The organism is uncultured Tateyamaria sp. (assembly GCF_947503415.1).
GTDB lineage: Bacteria > Pseudomonadota > Alphaproteobacteria > Rhodobacterales > Rhodobacteraceae > Tateyamaria.
Map to the genome: position 1 here is coordinate 886868 of NZ_CANNDS010000002.1, position 16586 is coordinate 903453.

Here is a 16586-nt window from a genome sequence, read left to right on the forward strand (position 1 = left end):
CAAAGACACGGCCATCCTGGCTGCACCTGAAGCATCACCTGCAGGCGTCATCGCAACATGCTGATATTAATAAAAGATGAACGGCTTCAGCTCTGATCGCGCAAATAGTCCATGATCGCCGGTCTGACGTTCATATCGCCCCGGTGGCGGGCATCCGCGATCACCTTGCGCACCTCTTCGAGATTTGAGCGTCTTAACAATGACTTGACCGGCCCGATGGAGGCTGGACGCATGGACAGGCTGCGCAATCCGATGGCGGCAAGGCACAGCGCCTCGACCGGGCGGCCTGCGTCCTCGCCACAAAAGGACAATGGTGTGTCGGTCTGGTCGCACCGTTCAACGATGCGCTCGATGAAGCTGAGGAAGGACACGTTGAGGGTGTCGTAGCGGCGGCGCACCCGCTCGTTCTCGCGGTCGGCGGCAAAGAAGAACTGCTTGAGGTCGTTGCCGCCGATGGACAGGAATCCCACCTCCTCAAAGAACTTTTGCGGTGCGAAAGCGAGGCTGGGGGTTTCCAGCATCGCGCCCACTTTCAGGGCCGAGGGCAACACATGTCCCAGGCGCGCTTCACGCTCCATCGCCTTGTCCACTTCGGCGCAGGCCATGGTGTATTCTTCGTACTGCGCGACAAAGGGGAACATGATGGTCAGGGGCCGCCCGTTGGCCGCGCGCAAGAGCGCTTGCAGTTGCATCCGCATGATCCCCGGCTTGTCCAACCCCACGCGGATCGCACGCCAGCCCAGCGCCGGGTTCGGCTCGTCATTGGGCTTCATGTAGGGCAGCACCTTGTCCGACCCGATATCAAGCGTCCGGAAGATCACCGGCTTGCCCCCCGCCGCATCCAGCACGCGGGCATAAAGTGCTGACAATTCCGACCGGCGCGGCATCTGGTTGCGCACAAGGAATTGCAATTCGGTGCGGAACAGGCCCACGCCTTCGGCACCTGACCCTTCCAAAGACGGCAAGTCGGCCATCAGGCCCGCGTTCATGTGCAGCGCCACGGTCGAGCCGCATAATGTGCAGGCGGGTTTGTCCCGGATCGAGGCGTAGCGTTCCACCGCTGCCGCCTGCATCGCCATCTTGTCGCGAAAGGCCGTCACCACGGTGTCATCGGGGCGCAGGTGCACAATGCCCTGTTCGCCGTCCACCATGACATGATCGCCGTTCAGCGCCTCAAGCGTCGCACGTTCGGTATGCACGATCAGCGGAATGGCCAAGGCACGCGCCACAATGGCGGCATGGCTGCCGACAGATCCGGCCTCAAGAATGATCCCCTTGAGAGACCGACCATAATCCAGCAGTTCCGCCGGGCCGATATTGCGCGCCACGAGGATCGGATCGGCGGGCATCTCGGCCCCGGTATCAGACCCCTGCCCGGTCAGAATGCGCAGCAAGCGGTTCGACAGATCATCGAGATCACTCAGACGTTCGCGCAGGTAATTGTCGGTGGCCTGCCCCATGCGGGCACGGGCCAGCGACTGTTCCTTTTCGACCGCGGCTTCGGCGCTCAGACCGTTGGAGATATCCTCCTGCATGCGCCGCATCCACCCCTTGGAGTTGGCAAACATGCGATAGGCTTCAAGGACTTGGGCCTGTTCCTTGTCGGCGGCGAGCGTCAGCATCTTGTCGACGCCTACGCGCAATTCCTCAACCGCTTCGGTCAGGCGCTCAAGCTCGCGATGCGGATCGTCGGCAATGGGGTTGGTGACGACAACGCGCGGCTCGTGCAGCCAGATATGGCCCTCGGCCACCCCTTCCTGCGCCACGGTTCCGCGCAGCATTGCCGGTTGCGAATGGCGCGCGCCCATGGCACTGCCCTCGCCCACAAAAGCACCCAGTTCGGCCATCTCGGCCAGCACCATGGCGACCACTTCAAGGGCATAGATCTCGTCCGCGGAAAATTCGCGCGCCTGTTTTGACTGAATGACAAGCACGCCCAGCGCTTCGCCCAGACGCTGGATCGGCACGCCAAGAAAGCTGGGAAACACCTCTTCGCCGGTTTCGGGCATGAACCGGAACCCGCGTGCATTGGGGGCATCCGCGGTGTTCACCACCTGCCGCCGCCGTGCGACGCGGCCCACTAGCCCCTCGCCCAGACGCATCCGGGTCTGGTGAACGGAATCCGGGTTCAACCCTTCGGTCGCGCAAAGTTCAAGCGTGTCTTCGTCCCGGAACAGGTAGATCGAGCAAACTTCGCACCCGATGCTGCCGGCGATCAAATGGGTGATCTTGTCCAGCCGCGCCTGGCCGGGGTCATCCCCCGCCATGGCGTCGCGCAAGCGCCCGAGCAGCTTGCGGCTTTCTGTTTCAATGCGTTCGGCCATCGCCGCGCGCCCCCCACGTCCACCTTGCGACATCAGCTTAGATCACAGGGACCAGCAAAGCGAAACGCCAAACCGACGGCGACGTGTCAATTATTCCCGCATGAGTAGAATACTGGCATCAATCTGCAGGTTCGCCCGCAGCTACGGCGCGAGTTGGCGCGTCATGCGGTCGACATAGGCGCTGCACAGGAAAATGGTGCGCCCGTTGCGCCGCCATCCGGCAGAGCCGTCGCATTGGGCGATGTCCAGCGTGATCCGCGAATGCCAGTCCATACGGGACAGCATGGAAAGCGCCGTTTCAATGAGTGGACGGTTCGCCACGGCCACAGCCTCAAGATCGGGATCAACGCGCAGGCCAACTTCGGTCACGCGCGCATCCGGGTCGATCCACAGCGGTGCCAATGTGCGCCGCCAACTGCGCAGCAGCTCGGGCGCCATATCGGCACAGCTGTCGCGCGCCTCATCGCCCATGGCGTGACGATCGGCAAGGCCCGCGTAGCGATCCGGGTCAAAACCATAGAGCAGGCAAATCATCCGCCCCGCCCGCTGGGCATCCGCACGGTATTCGGAAAATCGCCCCGGCTGCGCGTTGTCAGCCCGGTGCTGCGCCGCCCGCGCCTCGATGATGGCTTCGGCGCGGTCAGGCAGTGTGAGGTAGACAAAGGCGGTCGCGAAATCCTCTGCGATGTCCTCTTCTGGGCCAAGGATCGGCAGGTCAAATTCGCGCAGGACAGCATGCCCGGCCTCATGCGCAATCACATGCAGCAGGGCGTCGCCGACCCGTTCCGGCACTTCATTCGCAGCCAGCGGGCTGGCGCAAATCATCAGGCAAAAGGCAGACAGGGCGCGCAACATGAAATCGTCCCTCGGGCCGTTTCGGGTGCGTCAAAGGCTAGGGGCGTCAGGCCGCCTTGTCCAACTCGAACGCATCATGCAGGGCTTGCACGGCCAGTTCCATGTATTTGCGATCAATCAATACGCTGATCTTGATCTCGGACGTGGTGATGACCTTGATATTGATGCCTTCGGCGCTGAGGCACTGGAACATCTTGGCGGCGACCCCGGTGTGGCTGCGCATGCCGATGCCCACGACGCTGATCTTGGCCACATCCGTATCGGCGATCAGTTCGTGGAAATTGATGATTCCCTCGCCCTTGGCGTCGGCCATCGCCTTTTCGGCCCGCGCCACCTGATCGGTCGGGCACGAGAACGTCATGTCCGTGCGCCCTTCCTCCGAGATGTTCTGGACGATCATGTCAACCAGCACGCCCGCATCGCTGAGCGCGGAAAAGATGGTGGCGGCAATTCCGGGCCGGTCCGCAACCGACACCAGCGTCATCTTCGCCTCGTCCCGGGAAAAGGCCACACCGGCCACAACATTGCTTTCCATGATATCCTCCTCATCGCAGACCAGCGTCCCGGCCTCGTCGGATTGTTCTTCGAAACTGCTGAGCACGCGCAGCTTGACCTTGTAGCGCATCGCCAACTCGACCGACCGGGTTTGCAGGACCTTGGCCCCCAGCGAGGCCAGTTCCAGCATCTCTTCGAAGGCGATGCGGTCCAGCTTGCGCGCCTTGGCGCTGACGCGCGGGTCGGTGGTATAGACGCCGTCGACGTCCGTATAGATGTCACACCGCTCCGCTTCAAACGCGGCGGCAAAGGCGACGGCCGTGGTGTCGGACCCGCCGCGCCCCAGCGTGGTGATGCGTCCCTCGGGGCTGATCCCCTGGAACCCTGCGACGACGGCCACGCGCATGCCTTCGCCGAACTTGGCATTCAGATTGTCGGTGGGGATCTCTTCGATCCGGGCGCTGGAATGGGAGGAATTGGTCTTGAGCGGCACCTGCCAGCCTTGCCAACTGCGCGCAGGCACGTCCATTTCCTGCAGAGTAAGGGCCATCAGGCCAGCGGTCACATTCTCTCCGGACGACACGACCGCGTCGTATTCACGGGCATCAAAAAGCGGTGAGGTTTCGTTGACCCAGCCCACCAGCTCATTGGTCTTGCCCGACATGGCCGACACAATGACAATGACATCATAGCCCTTGGCAACCTCGACGCCCACGCGCTTGGCGGCGCGGCGGATCCGGTCCAGAGTGGCCACCGATGTGCCACCGAATTTCATCACGAGAACAGGCATGTGCAGCCCCAATTTTCCGTCCGCCCGCCCTTACCGCCCGGACGCATGAGTTGCAAGAAGCGGTCCGTCTTCTCTGTTCTCGAAAAAACCGCCGGAGGCATCCCGAGCAGGGTCTGAAAAGGCCCTGCTCAACAAAACCGTGTCGCGCGCATGCGCGTCCTTTCGACAGAAGCCACCAGTGCCGTCAGTAGGCGTGCGCGCGCCCGTCCCACGTCTCGAAACAGCCCGTCGTCTCATGGCTGAGCGCTGCAAACCGATCCATGAGACCCGTCACCGCCTCATCCACCGTGATCGCGGCACTGCTGCCGCCCATATCCGTCTGTACCCAACCGGGATGATAGATGCCCACCGCCACCTCACCCGCCAGTTCCGAGGCAAGGTTCCGACCCACATTCAGCACAGCCGCCTTCGATGCGCGGTAAATATAGCTGCCGCCCGGCGCATGGGTGTGGGATGCCATCTGCGAAGAGATGATCGCAATGCGCGGCGCAGGGGCCGCGCGCAGGTTCGGCAACAGCGTCTGAATGGTCAGAAACACGCCCGTCACGTTGGCCGCAAAGGTCTGCGACCACAGATCGGGGGCATAGCCCGTGTCCAGATCATTGCCCTTGTCCAGATAGACCCCCGCATTGCACACCAGCAGATCGATGGGCTGGCCATCGAGGTGTTGCGCCATCGCCCGATGGTCAGCGGGTTGGGTGACATCCAGCGTCACCTCGGCGCCGGAGGACCGACCCGTTCCCGTGACGTCATGGCCTTGCGCGCGGTAGGCGTTTGCCAGCCCGGCACCAATGCCGCGGGTGGCCCCGGTGATCAGAATATGCATGACATCAGTTCGCTTTGCGTGAAGGAATAAAGGGCAGTGGCGCCACGGGCACGCCGTCGTCGATCAGGCGCTTGGCCTCTTCCCGGTTCGCCTCGCCCCAGATCGGGCGGTCGGGCTGGTCCCCCAAATGTTGCGCAAGGGCCTCGGAGGCGAAGTTACCGCCCACATAGGTGGCGTTTTTCTCGACCTCATCGCGCATCCTGGCAATGGCGGCCTCAACGTCCGATGCGGGCTCTGCCAGCGGCGTCGTGTCTTCGGGACCCTCGGCCATGGCGGACCGGCTGGTGCTGACACGCGGGGCCATGATCGCCTTTTCCACATCCGCACTGCCGCAGGCGGCACAGGCCACATGGCCCGCCACTTTCAGGCTGTCGAAGGCTTCGGCATTCGCGAACCAGCTTTCAAAGCTGTGCCCCTGGTCACATTTGAGCGTGTACTTGATCATAACCCACCACACATAGTCGCAGCACGGCTTGGATCAAAGCCATACATGCCGGAATTCAGGCCAGAAACCGTGGATCAAAGTCGCGCAGGATGCGGGACAGTTCGGGCGAGTCGACCATCTCAGCGGCCTTCTTGCGGCTCACCCATTTGCGGGTCCGCTCGGCCACTTCGGGGAAATCCGACGCCAGGGACTTCACCTTCAGCGCATAGACCATTGCCACCACAGGCAGGCCCGCATCGTCACCCATGTCCTTGTTGTAGGAAAACATGCCCAGCGGGCGCTGGTCGGGTCGCCCGACGACGCCCGCTTCTTCCCATGCCTCTTGCGCCGCACTGTCGCCCGGCGTCCGGCCATCCATGGGCCACCCCTTGGGAATGATCCAGCGGCGCGTGCGCCGGGATGTCACCAACAGCACCTGAACCTTGTCATTCTTCACACGGTAGCACAGCGCCGCAAATTGGGTCCGCACATCCGCCTTTTTCGCCCGCCCCAAAGACAGCGGGAGTTGTTTGATCATCGGGGCCGTCACTGCCCTGCCCTCCGTAATTCCCTGCAATATAACCACCTTTTGCAGGAAATACCAGTTTCGGTGGATATCATGGATGAAAGGTAAACGGGTTAACGGCCCCCGGGGGGCGCGTTGGGTGTCCGGCGCAGCCACGTTTAGGTCTTGAGGACACTGCCCCGTTGCCCAATAGTTCGTCGCAATGAAAACCCGTCGTTGGATCAAAGGCTTGGCGCTGGCTTGCGCCGCCCTGACACCCGTCAGCCCCGCGCTGGCAGAGACGGTGCGCGTCTTTGCTGCCGCCTCGTTGCAGGGCCCGCTGGATGCGGTGGCCGAAGACTGGGATGCCGAGGTCGTGATCAGTTACGGTGGCAGCGGTGCCATCGCACGGCAGGTCAGTCAGGGCGCGCCCGCTGATGTCGTGATCCTGGCCAATGTCGCATGGTCCGATTGGCTGGTCGACGGCGGCCATGTCATGGCCACACCGCGTGCGCTTTTGTCAAACAGCCTTGTGGTCATTGGGCCAGATGGGGCCGCCCCCTTGCCTAACGCCACGGCTGCGACCCTGTTGGGCCGTCTGACTGGCGGACGGCTTGCCATGGGCCAGCATATGTCCGTGCCCGCAGGCATCTATGCCCATGCCTGGTTGACTCAATCGGGCGCATGGGGGGATCTGAGCCCGCATCTGGCCGAAACCGAAAATGTCCGCGCGGCACTGGCGCTGGTGGCACGGGAAGAGACCCCGCTTGGCATTGTCTATGCATCAGACGCTGCCGCAAGTGACGACGTGTCCGTTCTGTGGGACATTCCCAAGGACAGTCACCCCGCCATCCTCTACCCCGGCCTTGCCCTCACGCCTTTCGGGGCAGATTTCCTTGACCACCTTGCAACGCGGACGGATGTTTTTGTTGCTGCCGGGTTCAGCCTGCCATGATGCTGGACGCCGCCGGATGGACCGCCCTGCGCTTGTCGCTTCTGGTTGGCGTGACCGCCACGCTGCTGGCCTTGCCGCTGGCCATCTGGGTCGCGTGGCTGCTGGCCCGGCGCGATTTCTGGGGCAAGTCCGTGCTGAATGCGCTTGTGCATTTGCCGCTGGTTCTGCCGCCCGTTGTCACCGGCTACCTGCTTTTATTGTCCTTTGGCCGCAACGGGCCTGCGGGCCGCTTTCTGGAAGAGACGTTTGGCCTTGTTCTGGCTTTTCGTTGGACTGGGGCAGCACTTGCCGCAATGGTCATGGGCTTCCCGCTCATGGTCCGCGCCATCCGCCTTGCCATCGAAGCGGTCGACCCCAAGATCGAGGATGCCGCACGCACGCTGGGTGCCCCCGGTTGGGCTGTCTTCGGCTCCATCACCCTGCCCCTGATCATGCCGGGTGTGCTGGCGGGGGCGGTCATGGGCTTTGCCAAGGCCATTGGTGAGTTCGGCGCCACCATCACCTTCGTCGCCAACATCCCCGGTGAAACACAGACCCTGCCCTCCGCCATCTACGCGCTGCTGCAAGTGCCGGGGGGCGAAGATGCGGCCATCCGCCTTGTGTTCTGGGCCTGCGTATTGGCCTTGGGCGCTGTCGCCCTGTCCGAATGGCTGGCCCGCCGCGTGGCGCGCCGGATTGCAGGCGCATGACGCTGTCTGTGTCCCTCCGCCACCGCTTTGGCGGCTTTGCGCTGGATGTCGCGTTTGAGGCGGGGCCCGGTGTCACCGCCCTGTTCGGTCGTTCTGGCGCGGGCAAGACGACCATCGTGAACGCGGTTGCGGGACTGCTGCGTCCCGACCATGCAGAGATCACCCTCGACGGGGACCGCTTCGACACGCAGCCCGTCCACAAGCGCCGCATTGGCTATGTGTTTCAGGACGCGCGGCTGTTCCCGCATATGACTGTGGCGGACAATCTGGACTATGCCAGCCGCTATGGTGCCCGCGCCTCTGACCGGCCGCGCATCATCGATATGTTGGGGATCGGCGCGCTTTTGGACCGCCAGCCTGCGACCCTGTCGGGGGGCGAGAAACAACGCGTCGCTCTGGGCCGCGCGCTGCTGTCGAACCCGCGCCTGCTGCTAATGGACGAACCGCTTGCGGCCCTTGATGGGCCACGAAAGGCCGAAATACTACCCTATCTGGATCGGCTCAAGGCCGAGACCGGCGTGCCGATTCTCTATGTCAGTCATGCGGTGGATGAGGTTGCACGGCTGGCCGATCACATGGTGCTGCTGGCGGACGGTCGCGTTGCCCGTGCGGGGCCCTTGTTTGATGTCATGGCCGACCCCGCAGTCGTGCCGCTTTTGGGTGTGCGAGAGGCGGGTGCCGTGTTGCGTGGCCGTGTCATGGCCCATGGTGACGACGGGTTGAGCACATTGCAGTTGGCCGCCGGTCCCATCCAGTTGCTTGGCGTGCAGGCTGCCGTGGGGTCCGACGTGCGGCTGCGCGTGCTGGCGCAGGACGTGCTGCTGTCACTGAGCAGACCGCAGGGCCTGAGTGCGCAGAACATCCTGCCTGTCACGATCACCGCCATTCGTGCGGGTGACGGACCCGGTGCGGCGATTGCACTGGATGCGGGGGGTGATGCGCTGCTGGCCCGTGTGACGGGCCGGGCGGTGCAGTCGATGGGGCTGGAAGAGGGCCAAAGCCTGTTTGCCGTGATCAAGGCCACGTCCGTGGCCCAATCCGCCATCTCGGGTGCCGCTATTTGAGGGCCAGCACCTGAGAGCGCAGGCGGTCCACCATGGCGTCGTGCGTCTGGTCGGCCTCGACCGCAAGACGGCGGACGCCGAAGTGCACATGGGCCATGTCGGTGTAGTATTTGGTGTAGCTGAAGTTGATCGCAGCCCCCGCAGCGGCACCGAGCACGGGCACCGTCTGGGCCGCCATCTTCTGGCCCAAAACCACGGCCAGGCGCGGGGCCACGGCGGCTATCAGCTTCTGCATCGCGCCGCCGGACATGGCCAACCGCGTGGTCAGAAAGGCGATGTCGGACCCGTCATCATGCTCCAGCGGTCCGGCGGCGGCAAAGACCTGCACACAATCGAACCGGACCGAGTCCGTGGTCGGGTCAAAGCCGTGCTCGACCGCCACACCCTCGATCACACGCAGCAAAAGCGTTGTGGTCACGGGCAATTCTGCCAGCGCCGTGGGCAACCCGCCAAAGCCGCCTGCCGCGCCCATGGCGGCACTCACGGTGACGTTCAGCCACTCGGCCTGATCGGGGACAACGCCGCGCGACTTGCTGGCCGCACCCAGCGCCTGGGTCAGGGCGACGCGGCTTGCGTCGTTCAACTGGTCACGCACGGGCTTGGGCAGACGGCTCAGCAACCCATCGGCGCCCGTGCCAAGCGTGTTCAACAATTGGATCCCAAAGCCACCGGCGGCCTTGTAGCGGCGGGCCAACCGCTCAAGTTCAGCCTCGGTGTCCAGCGGGTCGGAAACCGGAATAATCTCGTTCATGGGTCCAAGATGGGCAAGCGAGCGGCGTTTATCAACCAAAGCGCGTGACATCGCCACGCACCCCATCCCATGCGCCTGCCGTCAGGTCACGGCCCAGAACACGGTCCGGGTTGGTCGGTGGCGGCATGATGACGCCCGTCAGTTTCGCAAACCCAAAGCGGCTGTAATACGGCGCATCGCCCACCAGCATCACCCGGTCCCAACCGGAGCCTACGGCCTGTTCCAGCGATGTCTCGATCAACTCGCCCCCCAGCCCTTCGCCCTGCCGGGTCGGGTGCACGGCCACGGGACCCAAAAGCAATGCAGGGAGACCGCCAACACGCACAGGCCAATAGCGGATCGCGCCTGCCAAAACGCCATCTACATCGCGGGCCACATGGCTGAGTGCCGCCACCGGGGGCACATCGTCCCGCAAACGGTAGGAGGACAGCGCCTCGCGGCCCGGGGCAAAACACAGATCATAAAGGGCTTCGACCTCCCAACGATCCTCGGGCATCTCTGTGCGCAGATGGTACATGGGCGGTGCGGCAGGTCCGGGGTCGTCAGGGCTGGCCCCCGCCCTAGCATGCGGCTATCCCTTGCGCAAACACCCCAGACCCCGGAGCCCTGCATGTTCTACCGCCCCGCCGATGGCCACGGCCTGCCCCACAATCCCTTCAACGCCATCGTCACCCCGCGCCCGATCGGCTGGATCTCGACCCGAGGCAGTGACGGATCGGACAACCTTGCCCCCTATTCCTTCTTCAATGGCGTGGCCTACGTGCCGCCGCAGGTCATGTTTGCATCGACCAGCACCAAGCCCGACCGCGACGGCACCAAGGACAGTGTCGCCAACATCCGCGACACCGGCGTCTTCTGCGTGAACGTGGTGGAATACGCGATGAAGGATGCGATGAACCAGACCTCGGGCGAGTGGACAGCCGACACGGACGAGTTTGCCCTTGCCAGCATCGACAAGGCCGAGTGCGGAGAGATCAATTGCGCCCGTGTTGCCAACACGCCTGCATCGCTGGAATGCCGCATGACGCAGATCGTCAAGCTTGAAGGCGAGGCAAACTTTGCCGTCTTCGGTGAAGTGGTCGGCGTGCACCTGCGCGACGATTGCATCGTCGACGGCATCTTTGACGTGCTGCAATACAACCCGCTGACACGTCTGGGCTACCGCGACTATTCCGTTGTGCGCGAGAAATTCAGCCTCAAGCGCCCGGGCGAATGACATTTCCCGACGCCTCCCGCGCCTATCCCATCACCTTGCCGGACGGGTCCGAGCACCCCGGCACCGTGTTCCTGAACAAGGTCATCGACCATCCGGGATGGGAGGTCGGGGATTACAGCTATGCCTCCAGCTTTGATGCGGTGACGGATTGGGCGGCGCACTTGGCGCCCTACCTGTTTGGCTACGGGCCGGAAAAGCTGCGGATCGGACGGTTTTGCCAGATAGCACACGGGGTGCGGTTCCTGACCTCGGGGGCCAACCACGCCACCGATGGGATCAGTACATTCCCCTTCCCCGTCTTCGATCCGGAACAGATCGGCAGCTACCAACCCGACAGCCGCGACACGGTGATCGGGCATGATGTCTGGATCGGCTATGGCGCGATCATCTGTCCGGGCGCGCGGGTCGGCAACGGCGTGATGATCGGGGCCGGCGCGGTGGTGCGCGGGACCATACCCGATTACGCCATCGTCACGGGCAACCCTGCGCAGGTCGTAAAACAGCGGTTTTCGGACGACGAAATCGCCACGCTCAATGCGCTTGCATGGTGGGACTGGTCCGCCCAGCGCGTGGCCGCAGCGGTGCCTGCCCTGATGTCAGGCGACGTGAACGCGCTGTCGTCGTGCTGAAGCGCTAATGCGCCGCCCCCCCGGCCAGACCAACGCCCGAGATCAACGCGCCCCACACCTTCAGCCGCAGGCCAACCGCCTTGACTACGCCGGTGGCCGCAATGACATGCCCGGCGGCACCACTCAGATTGCTGGTATAGGTCTGCACAATACAGCCCGAGCCATCGATCATGATCGCCTCGTGCTCTGGATGCTCCAGTTCGAAATAGACCAGCATTGACCCGCGCCGCAGCCCGTTCTCTGCTTCCAGCAAGCGCCCGCCGGGCACAATCTGCCCTGCCGCGATGGCAGGCTGGATCGACGCGACACGGGCAGGCAGGACGGAATTGCGGAATGACATGGCGATGTTGCTGTCGCAGGCAATCTCCGCTGGCATCCCTTCATAAAGGGTTGCGCGCGCCACTTGCGAAAATCCGGCGGTGATGCGCAGGGGCACGCCTTCGGGCCGGTCGGGGATGATGACCATCGCAGGGCTCAGGATCAGTTGCGAGGCCGGGCTGCCGACACTCATGGCAAGCTGGGTCACGACACCATCGGAAAAGGCATGGACGGCCGTTTGGTCCAATGCGACCTGCGCCCGTTCCACCGCAGCTTCGGCCGCGCGACGTTCAGCGGGGATGGCTTGGGAGATATCCGTCTGTGCCAGATCCACCTGCGCTTGGGCGGCAGCCAGTTCAGCCTCTGCCACAGCAACAGCCGCATCCAGTTCCCGTACTGCATTCTCCGTGCCGACATTGCGCTCAAACAGGGTTTGCGCGTTCTCGAGGTCCACGCGCAGCTTGTCCAGCGATGCGGTTGCCTCTGTCACGCTGGATTGCGCAACCAGCAGCGCGTCCTGCGCCTTGACCTCGACGGCGGCAATGCGGTCGAACTCGGCCTTGGCCTGATTGAGCGCTGCGGTCTGGGTGCTGTTTTCGATACGGAACAGCAGGTCGCCTTTCGCCACGCGCTGGCCGTTCAGGATGGGCACCTCTGTGACGGGGCCATTGGTCTGGGCCACCACGGACACGGTGCGGAAGGGCAGCAGACCGGAATAGGATTTGGGGTGGAAATAGAAGATCGTCAGGAACAGGGCAAAGGCCATGGCGGCCCACATGAACACGGCCGTGCGCATGTTCCAGACCGAGATCGCCTCGCCCCGGCGGCGCAGTTGGAAGTACCGGATGACTACGGGAAACGAGGTCAGAAGCAGCTCAAACATGGGTCGCCTCCGGTGTGTCGGCCTTGGCTGTGTCCGTGTCCGGCGTGTCCTCTGCCACGGGCGTATCCTGCCCGCGCAGATGGAACCGGGACCAGTCCGCCATCAAGGCAATCAGGATCGCACTCAGCGGCAGAAGGATGTTGAAATGGCCCAGCGGGAAAATCTCGTAGAGCAGCGCGATGGTCAGCATCGTCGGAATGGTCTTGGCCAGCGGCGTGCCCTTGGACTGATGTTCGGCCCAGCGGTCAAAGGCGGCATAGAGCGACACGAGACCGTAAAGCGCGAGACCGATGAAAATAAGCGATATCCAGGCCAGTGAGTCGCCTTCGCCCGGTGCCACAAACCATGATGGGGACATATGCCCCCCACCTGCCTCAGTCGCCATGACATACCCTCCGACCTTACGCTACGACACTGCGATCTCTAGCGTGAGTTGCGGAGCGGGTCCATTTGCCTTTGCGCCGCGCTTGACGACTGTGCACGCCAGTGGCGTCCGCATCACAGATCGCATCTGTCACGACGGCAAACCGGGCGGCTTGCCGGTCAACAGGAAAAACCTTTGGACGGCGCATCGGCAATTTGACGCGCATTTTTCGAAACGATCCGAATTCTGGTGGCAGCGCAAATGCCTGTGCTAACGTGCGTTTGGAACAATGGTACAGGAGAGTGACCTATGCGCAGAATTTTGACCATCACGGCAGTGGTTTCAATCACGGGGCTTGCGGCCTGTGGCGGCAGCACGCTGGAACGCGGTGCGGCGGGCGCACTGATCGGCTGCGCCGCCGGTGAAGTGCTGGCGGATGGCCGCTGCGTCGAAGGGGCGGTTGTCGGCGGTGGCGTTGGCGTCCTGACCAACTGATCGGACGCGGACCGGGCGGGCTCAGTGCCCGCCCAAAATACCCGTCCGGACACCGTAATCGGTGGCAATCTCGTAATCGGGGTCGTCATCGCTGTCGACGATCAGGTGGCCCGCTTTTGTCAGCAGCTTGTGACAATCATGGGTCAGGTGGCGCAATTGCACGCGCTTGCCCTCATCCTCATATTTCAACGCCACAGCTTCGATCGCCTGCAACGCAGACTGGTCGACCACACGGCTGTCGGCAAAGTCGATGATGACCTCACGCGGGTCCGTCTCGACCTTGAACATCTCGATGAAACCGGTGGCCGATCCAAAGAACAAAGGCCCCTGCACCTGATAGACGCGCGCGCCTTCGGGGGTTTCGTAGGTCTTGGCATGGATGCGGCGCGCGTTGTTCCACGCATAGGCCAGCGCCGACACGATCACACCGACAACAACGGCGACCGCAAGGTCTTCCATCACTGTCACGACAGTCACCAGCACGATGACAAAGGCATCCGTCAGGGGCACCTTGCGCAGGATCTTGAGGCTGTTCCACGCGAATGTCCCGATCACGACCATGAACATCACGCCGACCAAAGCGGCCAGCGGGATCAGCTCGATCACGCTTGAGCCCACAAGGATGAAGGCCAGCAGGAACAGGGCCGCCGCGACACCGGCAATCCGTGTGCGCCCACCGGACTTCACGTTGATCATCGACTGGCCGATCATCGCACAGCCACCCATGCCGCCAAAGAAACCGGTGGCCGTGTTGGCGACACCTTGGGCAATACACTCCTGTGATGCGCCGCCGCGTTGATTTGTCAGGTCACCAACAAGGTTCAGGGTCAGCAGGCTTTCGATCAGGCCGATGGCGGCAAGGATCACCGCATAGGGCAGGATGATCTGCACCGTCTCCCATGTCAGCGGCACAGCCGGAATATGGAACGGTGGCAAGCCACCTTGGATGCTGGCCAGATCGCCCACGCGGGGCACGTCGAGGCCAAAGAAGATCACGATGGCCGCCACGATCCCGATGCCCGCAAGCGGTGCCGGAATGGCCCGCGTCACACGTGGTGCCAGCCAGATAATGGCCATGGTCAAAGCCACAAGGCCCAGCATCAGATAAAGCGGCAGGCCAGTCAGCCATTCGCCGCCCGCCATGCCATGGCCCGACGCCTCGGCGCTGCCGGGCACCTTGAACTGCGTCAACTGGGCCAGGAAAATAACGATGGCAAGGCCGTTCACAAAGCCCAGCATCACCGGATGCGGCACAAGGCGGATGAACTTGCCCCACTGCATGACACCCGCAAAAATCTGCAACAGCCCCATCAGCACCACGGTGGCAAAAAGGTACTCAACCCCGTGCTGCGCCACGAGGGCCACCATCACCACGGCCAACGCGCCGGTCGCGCCCGAAATCATACCCGGACGCCCACCGAACACGGCGGTGATCAGCCCGACCATGAACGCTGCATAGAGCCCCACCAGCGGATGCACCCCGGCAACAAAGGCAAAGGCCACCGCCTCGGGCACCAGCGCCAGCGCCACGGTCAGACCCGACAGAAGATCGGTCTTGATCTGGCCCGGCGTCAGTTTGGTGTCGCCCGGTGCGACCGAAAAATCGCCAAAGCGGGTCTTGGCATTGAGGTTGTCGAGAAAGGCCATGAAGTATCCGTCTGCTCGTGGAGTCGCGATCGGTGGCAGGTAAACCATGTAACGGTCAAAGGCCAATGCACCGGGCGCGGGGCTGTTATGTGCGCAGCACATAGCAGGTTACGCAGGAATGGCACGGTATTTTTGGGTATGCAGACACCACGGCCCTGATCCCTGCCCCGCCACAGTGCTGCGTTCACAAAACCGAAGCGCGGCATGAACCATGCCCGGCCTGCGCGGCACTTACTTCCCGATAGTTGCAGTCATCGAAAACAGCAGGGCTGCATCTGCTCAAGTCGCAACCTGAAAGGAGCTAAAGATGTGGAAATATGATGGGCTGACATATCCTGATGTCGGGGCGGAAATGCTGAAACACAAAAAGCTGGGGCCGATCCTGCGCGCGCACATGAAAGCGCAACTGATGGCCGAGAATTACATGTTCATCGACGCGATGGGCGCGAACATGAAGACAAAGACAATCTACGACAGGTTCATCGACACCTCGTCGGCAGAGGCGGTCAATATTTCGCACACCATGCGCGAGCCGATGATCCGTGCCGCAGAAATTGGCGACTTTTCGTCCCCGATCTGGGTCAAAAGCCTCAAGCCCGTGTACCGCGAGGTGAACAAATTGATAGCCACGAACATCTTCCCGAGTACTCTCGTGAAGAACAAGGCGTTCAGGGCCTACCACAATTCTCGGAAGTGGAAGAACAAGGCCAACCTGATCAACAAATACAAGTTGAGGAAGGAAACCAAAAAGGTCGCGAAGATCCTCGATATGGAATTGACCGCCGATAACTTCGAGATCATCGCAGAAGCCGCGGCTGCTTTGGAATATGAACCCAAATCGGCTCTGAAACCGATCACTCTGATTGCGAATTCGAGCAAGAAGAAACAAAGCGCAAACTCGGTGAAGGCTGCAATTCGGAAGTCCTTCGGCTGATCCGGGCTGAAGCCGATCCCTGATATGACAAGTGCTCAGCGCGGTTATGCGCGCTGACTGCCCCTTCGGCGAAGTTGAACCTCAGCCGCATCCCTCCCGATCTTCGATCACGCCCGTGTCGCGCGGCATGCACAAACCGGTGTCGCAGCTGCGAGAAGGCGTGCCGGCCCTCAGTTCGCGTCGCAAAGGCAAGCCACCTGTGCGGTCCGATTTGTGCGTATTGCGGTTGGTCTGAAAGGTTCTGCATCCGTAGATCGCACTCCGTGTCACGGCGCGGCGTTCACGTTTCACGCGCATGATCGGCACGATGAAATGCGCGCGCGACCTGTCTCACCGTTGCGGCCCACCGCACCTCACCGCGCGTTGGGGGTGCATGGGGGGTGTACGGGTGGTGTACGGCTGGTGTACGGGTGGTGCTGGCC

General features: G+C 62.7%; 18 protein-coding genes. 7 read left to right on the plus strand and 11 right to left on the minus strand.

Translation table 11 applies throughout. The annotated features are described in order from the left end of the window. Window positions 1-86: 86 nt before the first annotated feature. The 6 genes from ptsP to Q1A32_RS15540 form a co-directional block, all read right to left on the minus strand. Window positions 87-2324 carry a phosphoenolpyruvate--protein phosphotransferase gene (gene ptsP, locus Q1A32_RS15515; RefSeq protein ID WP_299611525.1) on the minus strand — a complete coding sequence of 746 codons (2238 nt, stop codon included), beginning with the start codon at window positions 2322-2324 and terminating at the stop codon, window positions 87-89. Between the two features lie 141 nt (window positions 2325-2465). Beyond that, on the minus strand, window positions 2466-3179 hold the full coding sequence (locus Q1A32_RS15520; protein ID WP_299655045.1) for a DUF4344 domain-containing metallopeptidase: 714 nt from the start codon (window positions 3177-3179) through the stop codon (window positions 2466-2468). Between the two features lie 46 nt (window positions 3180-3225). Continuing rightward, a complete protein-coding gene (locus Q1A32_RS15525; protein WP_299611523.1) occupies window positions 3226-4464 on the minus strand; it encodes an aspartate kinase in 1239 nt (412 codons plus the stop codon). Between the two features lie 184 nt (window positions 4465-4648). Further along, entirely contained in the window at window positions 4649-5290 is a 642-nt protein-coding gene (locus Q1A32_RS15530; RefSeq protein ID WP_299655048.1) for an SDR family NAD(P)-dependent oxidoreductase, read from the minus strand. Between the two features lie 4 nt (window positions 5291-5294). Further along, the gene (locus tag Q1A32_RS15535; RefSeq protein WP_299655052.1) at window positions 5295-5735 is read right to left on the minus strand and encodes a DUF1178 family protein; all 441 of its coding nucleotides are present in this window, start codon (window positions 5733-5735) and stop codon (window positions 5295-5297) included. Between the two features lie 55 nt (window positions 5736-5790). After that, the gene (locus Q1A32_RS15540) at window positions 5791-6252 is read right to left on the minus strand and encodes an NUDIX hydrolase (protein WP_299655055.1); all 462 of its coding nucleotides are present in this window, start codon (window positions 6250-6252) and stop codon (window positions 5791-5793) included. A gap of 190 nt (window positions 6253-6442) precedes the next feature. Between Q1A32_RS15540 and modA the strand changes: the two genes are divergently transcribed. Genes modA through modC form a run of 3 tightly spaced genes read left to right on the plus strand, consistent with a single transcriptional unit; the run spans window position 6443 to window position 8927 of the window. After that, on the plus strand, window positions 6443-7174 hold the full coding sequence (gene modA, locus Q1A32_RS15545; protein WP_299655058.1) for a molybdate ABC transporter substrate-binding protein: 732 nt from the start codon (window positions 6443-6445) through the stop codon (window positions 7172-7174). Further along, window positions 7171-7863, plus strand: a complete 693-nt coding sequence (gene modB / locus Q1A32_RS15550) for a molybdate ABC transporter permease subunit (RefSeq protein WP_299655061.1) — start codon at window positions 7171-7173, stop codon at window positions 7861-7863. Before modA ends, modB begins: the two co-directional genes overlap by 4 nt. After that, a complete protein-coding gene (modC, locus tag Q1A32_RS15555; RefSeq protein ID WP_299655064.1) occupies window positions 7860-8927 on the plus strand; it encodes a molybdenum ABC transporter ATP-binding protein in 1068 nt (355 codons plus the stop codon). Before modB ends, modC begins: the two co-directional genes overlap by 4 nt. On the opposite strand, the gene Q1A32_RS15560 is transcribed toward modC, so the two are convergent. Continuing rightward, the gene (locus Q1A32_RS15560) at window positions 8920-9678 is read right to left on the minus strand and encodes an EcsC family protein (RefSeq protein WP_299611512.1); all 759 of its coding nucleotides are present in this window, start codon (window positions 9676-9678) and stop codon (window positions 8920-8922) included. The two genes, modC and Q1A32_RS15560, sit on opposite strands and share 8 nt — an antisense overlap. A gap of 31 nt (window positions 9679-9709) precedes the next feature. Then, a complete protein-coding gene (locus tag Q1A32_RS15565) occupies window positions 9710-10195 on the minus strand; it encodes a GNAT family N-acetyltransferase (protein ID WP_299655067.1) in 486 nt (161 codons plus the stop codon). A gap of 93 nt (window positions 10196-10288) precedes the next feature. Between Q1A32_RS15565 and Q1A32_RS15570 the strand changes: the two genes are divergently transcribed. After that, window positions 10289-10894, plus strand: coding sequence for a flavin reductase family protein (locus Q1A32_RS15570; protein ID WP_299611510.1), 606 nt, complete (start codon window positions 10289-10291; stop codon window positions 10892-10894). Continuing rightward, on the plus strand, window positions 10891-11523 hold the full coding sequence (locus tag Q1A32_RS15575) for a CatB-related O-acetyltransferase (protein ID WP_299655070.1): 633 nt from the start codon (window positions 10891-10893) through the stop codon (window positions 11521-11523). Before Q1A32_RS15570 ends, Q1A32_RS15575 begins: the two co-directional genes overlap by 4 nt. Window positions 11524-11527: 4 nt before the next feature. Here Q1A32_RS15575 and Q1A32_RS15580 read toward each other — a convergent pair whose 3' ends face one another. Continuing rightward, a complete protein-coding gene (locus tag Q1A32_RS15580) occupies window positions 11528-12724 on the minus strand; it encodes an HlyD family secretion protein (protein ID WP_299655074.1) in 1197 nt (398 codons plus the stop codon). Beyond that, the gene (locus Q1A32_RS15585; protein ID WP_299655077.1) at window positions 12717-13109 is read right to left on the minus strand and encodes a hypothetical protein; all 393 of its coding nucleotides are present in this window, start codon (window positions 13107-13109) and stop codon (window positions 12717-12719) included. The genes Q1A32_RS15580 and Q1A32_RS15585 overlap by 8 nt, the downstream gene beginning before the upstream one ends. A 288-nt stretch (window positions 13110-13397) precedes the next feature. Here Q1A32_RS15585 and Q1A32_RS15590 point away from each other — a divergent pair, with 288 nt between their 5' ends. Beyond that, a complete protein-coding gene (locus Q1A32_RS15590) occupies window positions 13398-13583 on the plus strand; it encodes a hypothetical protein (RefSeq protein ID WP_299611503.1) in 186 nt (61 codons plus the stop codon). Between the two features lie 21 nt (window positions 13584-13604). Here the strand turns inward: Q1A32_RS15590 and Q1A32_RS15595 are convergent, their stop codons facing one another. After that, a complete protein-coding gene (locus tag Q1A32_RS15595; RefSeq protein WP_299611502.1) occupies window positions 13605-15230 on the minus strand; it encodes a SulP family inorganic anion transporter in 1626 nt (541 codons plus the stop codon). Window positions 15231-15537: 307 nt separating this feature from the next. On the opposite strand from Q1A32_RS15595, the gene Q1A32_RS15600 reads away from it, so the two are divergent. Further along, window positions 15538-16164 carry a hypothetical protein gene (locus Q1A32_RS15600; protein ID WP_299655080.1) on the plus strand — a complete coding sequence of 209 codons (627 nt, stop codon included), beginning with the start codon at window positions 15538-15540 and terminating at the stop codon, window positions 16162-16164. Window positions 16165-16586: the final 422 nt, after the last annotated feature.

What these genes read in the sequence shown, in the direction of transcription:
- Q1A32_RS15540 (WP_299655055.1), bottom strand. Translation starts at nt 6,252, where the DNA reads ATGATCAAACAACTCCCGCTGTCTTTGGGGCGGGCGAAAAAGGCGGAT.
- Q1A32_RS15560 (WP_299611512.1), bottom strand. Translation starts at nt 9,678, where the DNA reads ATGAACGAGATTATTCCGGTTTCCGACCCGCTGGACACCGAGGCTGAA.
- Q1A32_RS15525 (WP_299611523.1), bottom strand. Translation starts at nt 4,464, where the DNA reads ATGCCTGTTCTCGTGATGAAATTCGGTGGCACATCGGTGGCCACTCTG.
- Q1A32_RS15590 (WP_299611503.1), top strand. Translation starts at nt 13,398, where the DNA reads ATGCGCAGAATTTTGACCATCACGGCAGTGGTTTCAATCACGGGGCTT.
- Q1A32_RS15570 (WP_299611510.1), top strand. Translation starts at nt 10,289, where the DNA reads ATGTTCTACCGCCCCGCCGATGGCCACGGCCTGCCCCACAATCCCTTC.
- Q1A32_RS15520 (WP_299655045.1), bottom strand. Translation starts at nt 3,179, where the DNA reads ATGTTGCGCGCCCTGTCTGCCTTTTGCCTGATGATTTGCGCCAGCCCG.
- Q1A32_RS15595 (WP_299611502.1), bottom strand. Translation starts at nt 15,230, where the DNA reads ATGGCCTTTCTCGACAACCTCAATGCCAAGACCCGCTTTGGCGATTTT.
- Q1A32_RS15535 (WP_299655052.1), bottom strand. Translation starts at nt 5,735, where the DNA reads ATGATCAAGTACACGCTCAAATGTGACCAGGGGCACAGCTTTGAAAGC.
- Q1A32_RS15530 (WP_299655048.1), bottom strand. Translation starts at nt 5,290, where the DNA reads ATGCATATTCTGATCACCGGGGCCACCCGCGGCATTGGTGCCGGGCTG.
- modC (WP_299655064.1), top strand. Translation starts at nt 7,860, where the DNA reads ATGACGCTGTCTGTGTCCCTCCGCCACCGCTTTGGCGGCTTTGCGCTG.
- modA (WP_299655058.1), top strand. Translation starts at nt 6,443, where the DNA reads ATGAAAACCCGTCGTTGGATCAAAGGCTTGGCGCTGGCTTGCGCCGCC.
- Q1A32_RS15600 (WP_299655080.1), top strand. Translation starts at nt 15,538, where the DNA reads ATGTGGAAATATGATGGGCTGACATATCCTGATGTCGGGGCGGAAATG.
- Q1A32_RS15585 (WP_299655077.1), bottom strand. Translation starts at nt 13,109, where the DNA reads ATGGCGACTGAGGCAGGTGGGGGGCATATGTCCCCATCATGGTTTGTG.
- ptsP (WP_299611525.1), bottom strand. Translation starts at nt 2,324, where the DNA reads ATGGCCGAACGCATTGAAACAGAAAGCCGCAAGCTGCTCGGGCGCTTG.
- Q1A32_RS15575 (WP_299655070.1), top strand. Translation starts at nt 10,891, where the DNA reads ATGACATTTCCCGACGCCTCCCGCGCCTATCCCATCACCTTGCCGGAC.
- modB (WP_299655061.1), top strand. Translation starts at nt 7,171, where the DNA reads ATGATGCTGGACGCCGCCGGATGGACCGCCCTGCGCTTGTCGCTTCTG.
- Q1A32_RS15565 (WP_299655067.1), bottom strand. Translation starts at nt 10,195, where the DNA reads ATGTACCATCTGCGCACAGAGATGCCCGAGGATCGTTGGGAGGTCGAA.
- Q1A32_RS15580 (WP_299655074.1), bottom strand. Translation starts at nt 12,724, where the DNA reads ATGTTTGAGCTGCTTCTGACCTCGTTTCCCGTAGTCATCCGGTACTTC.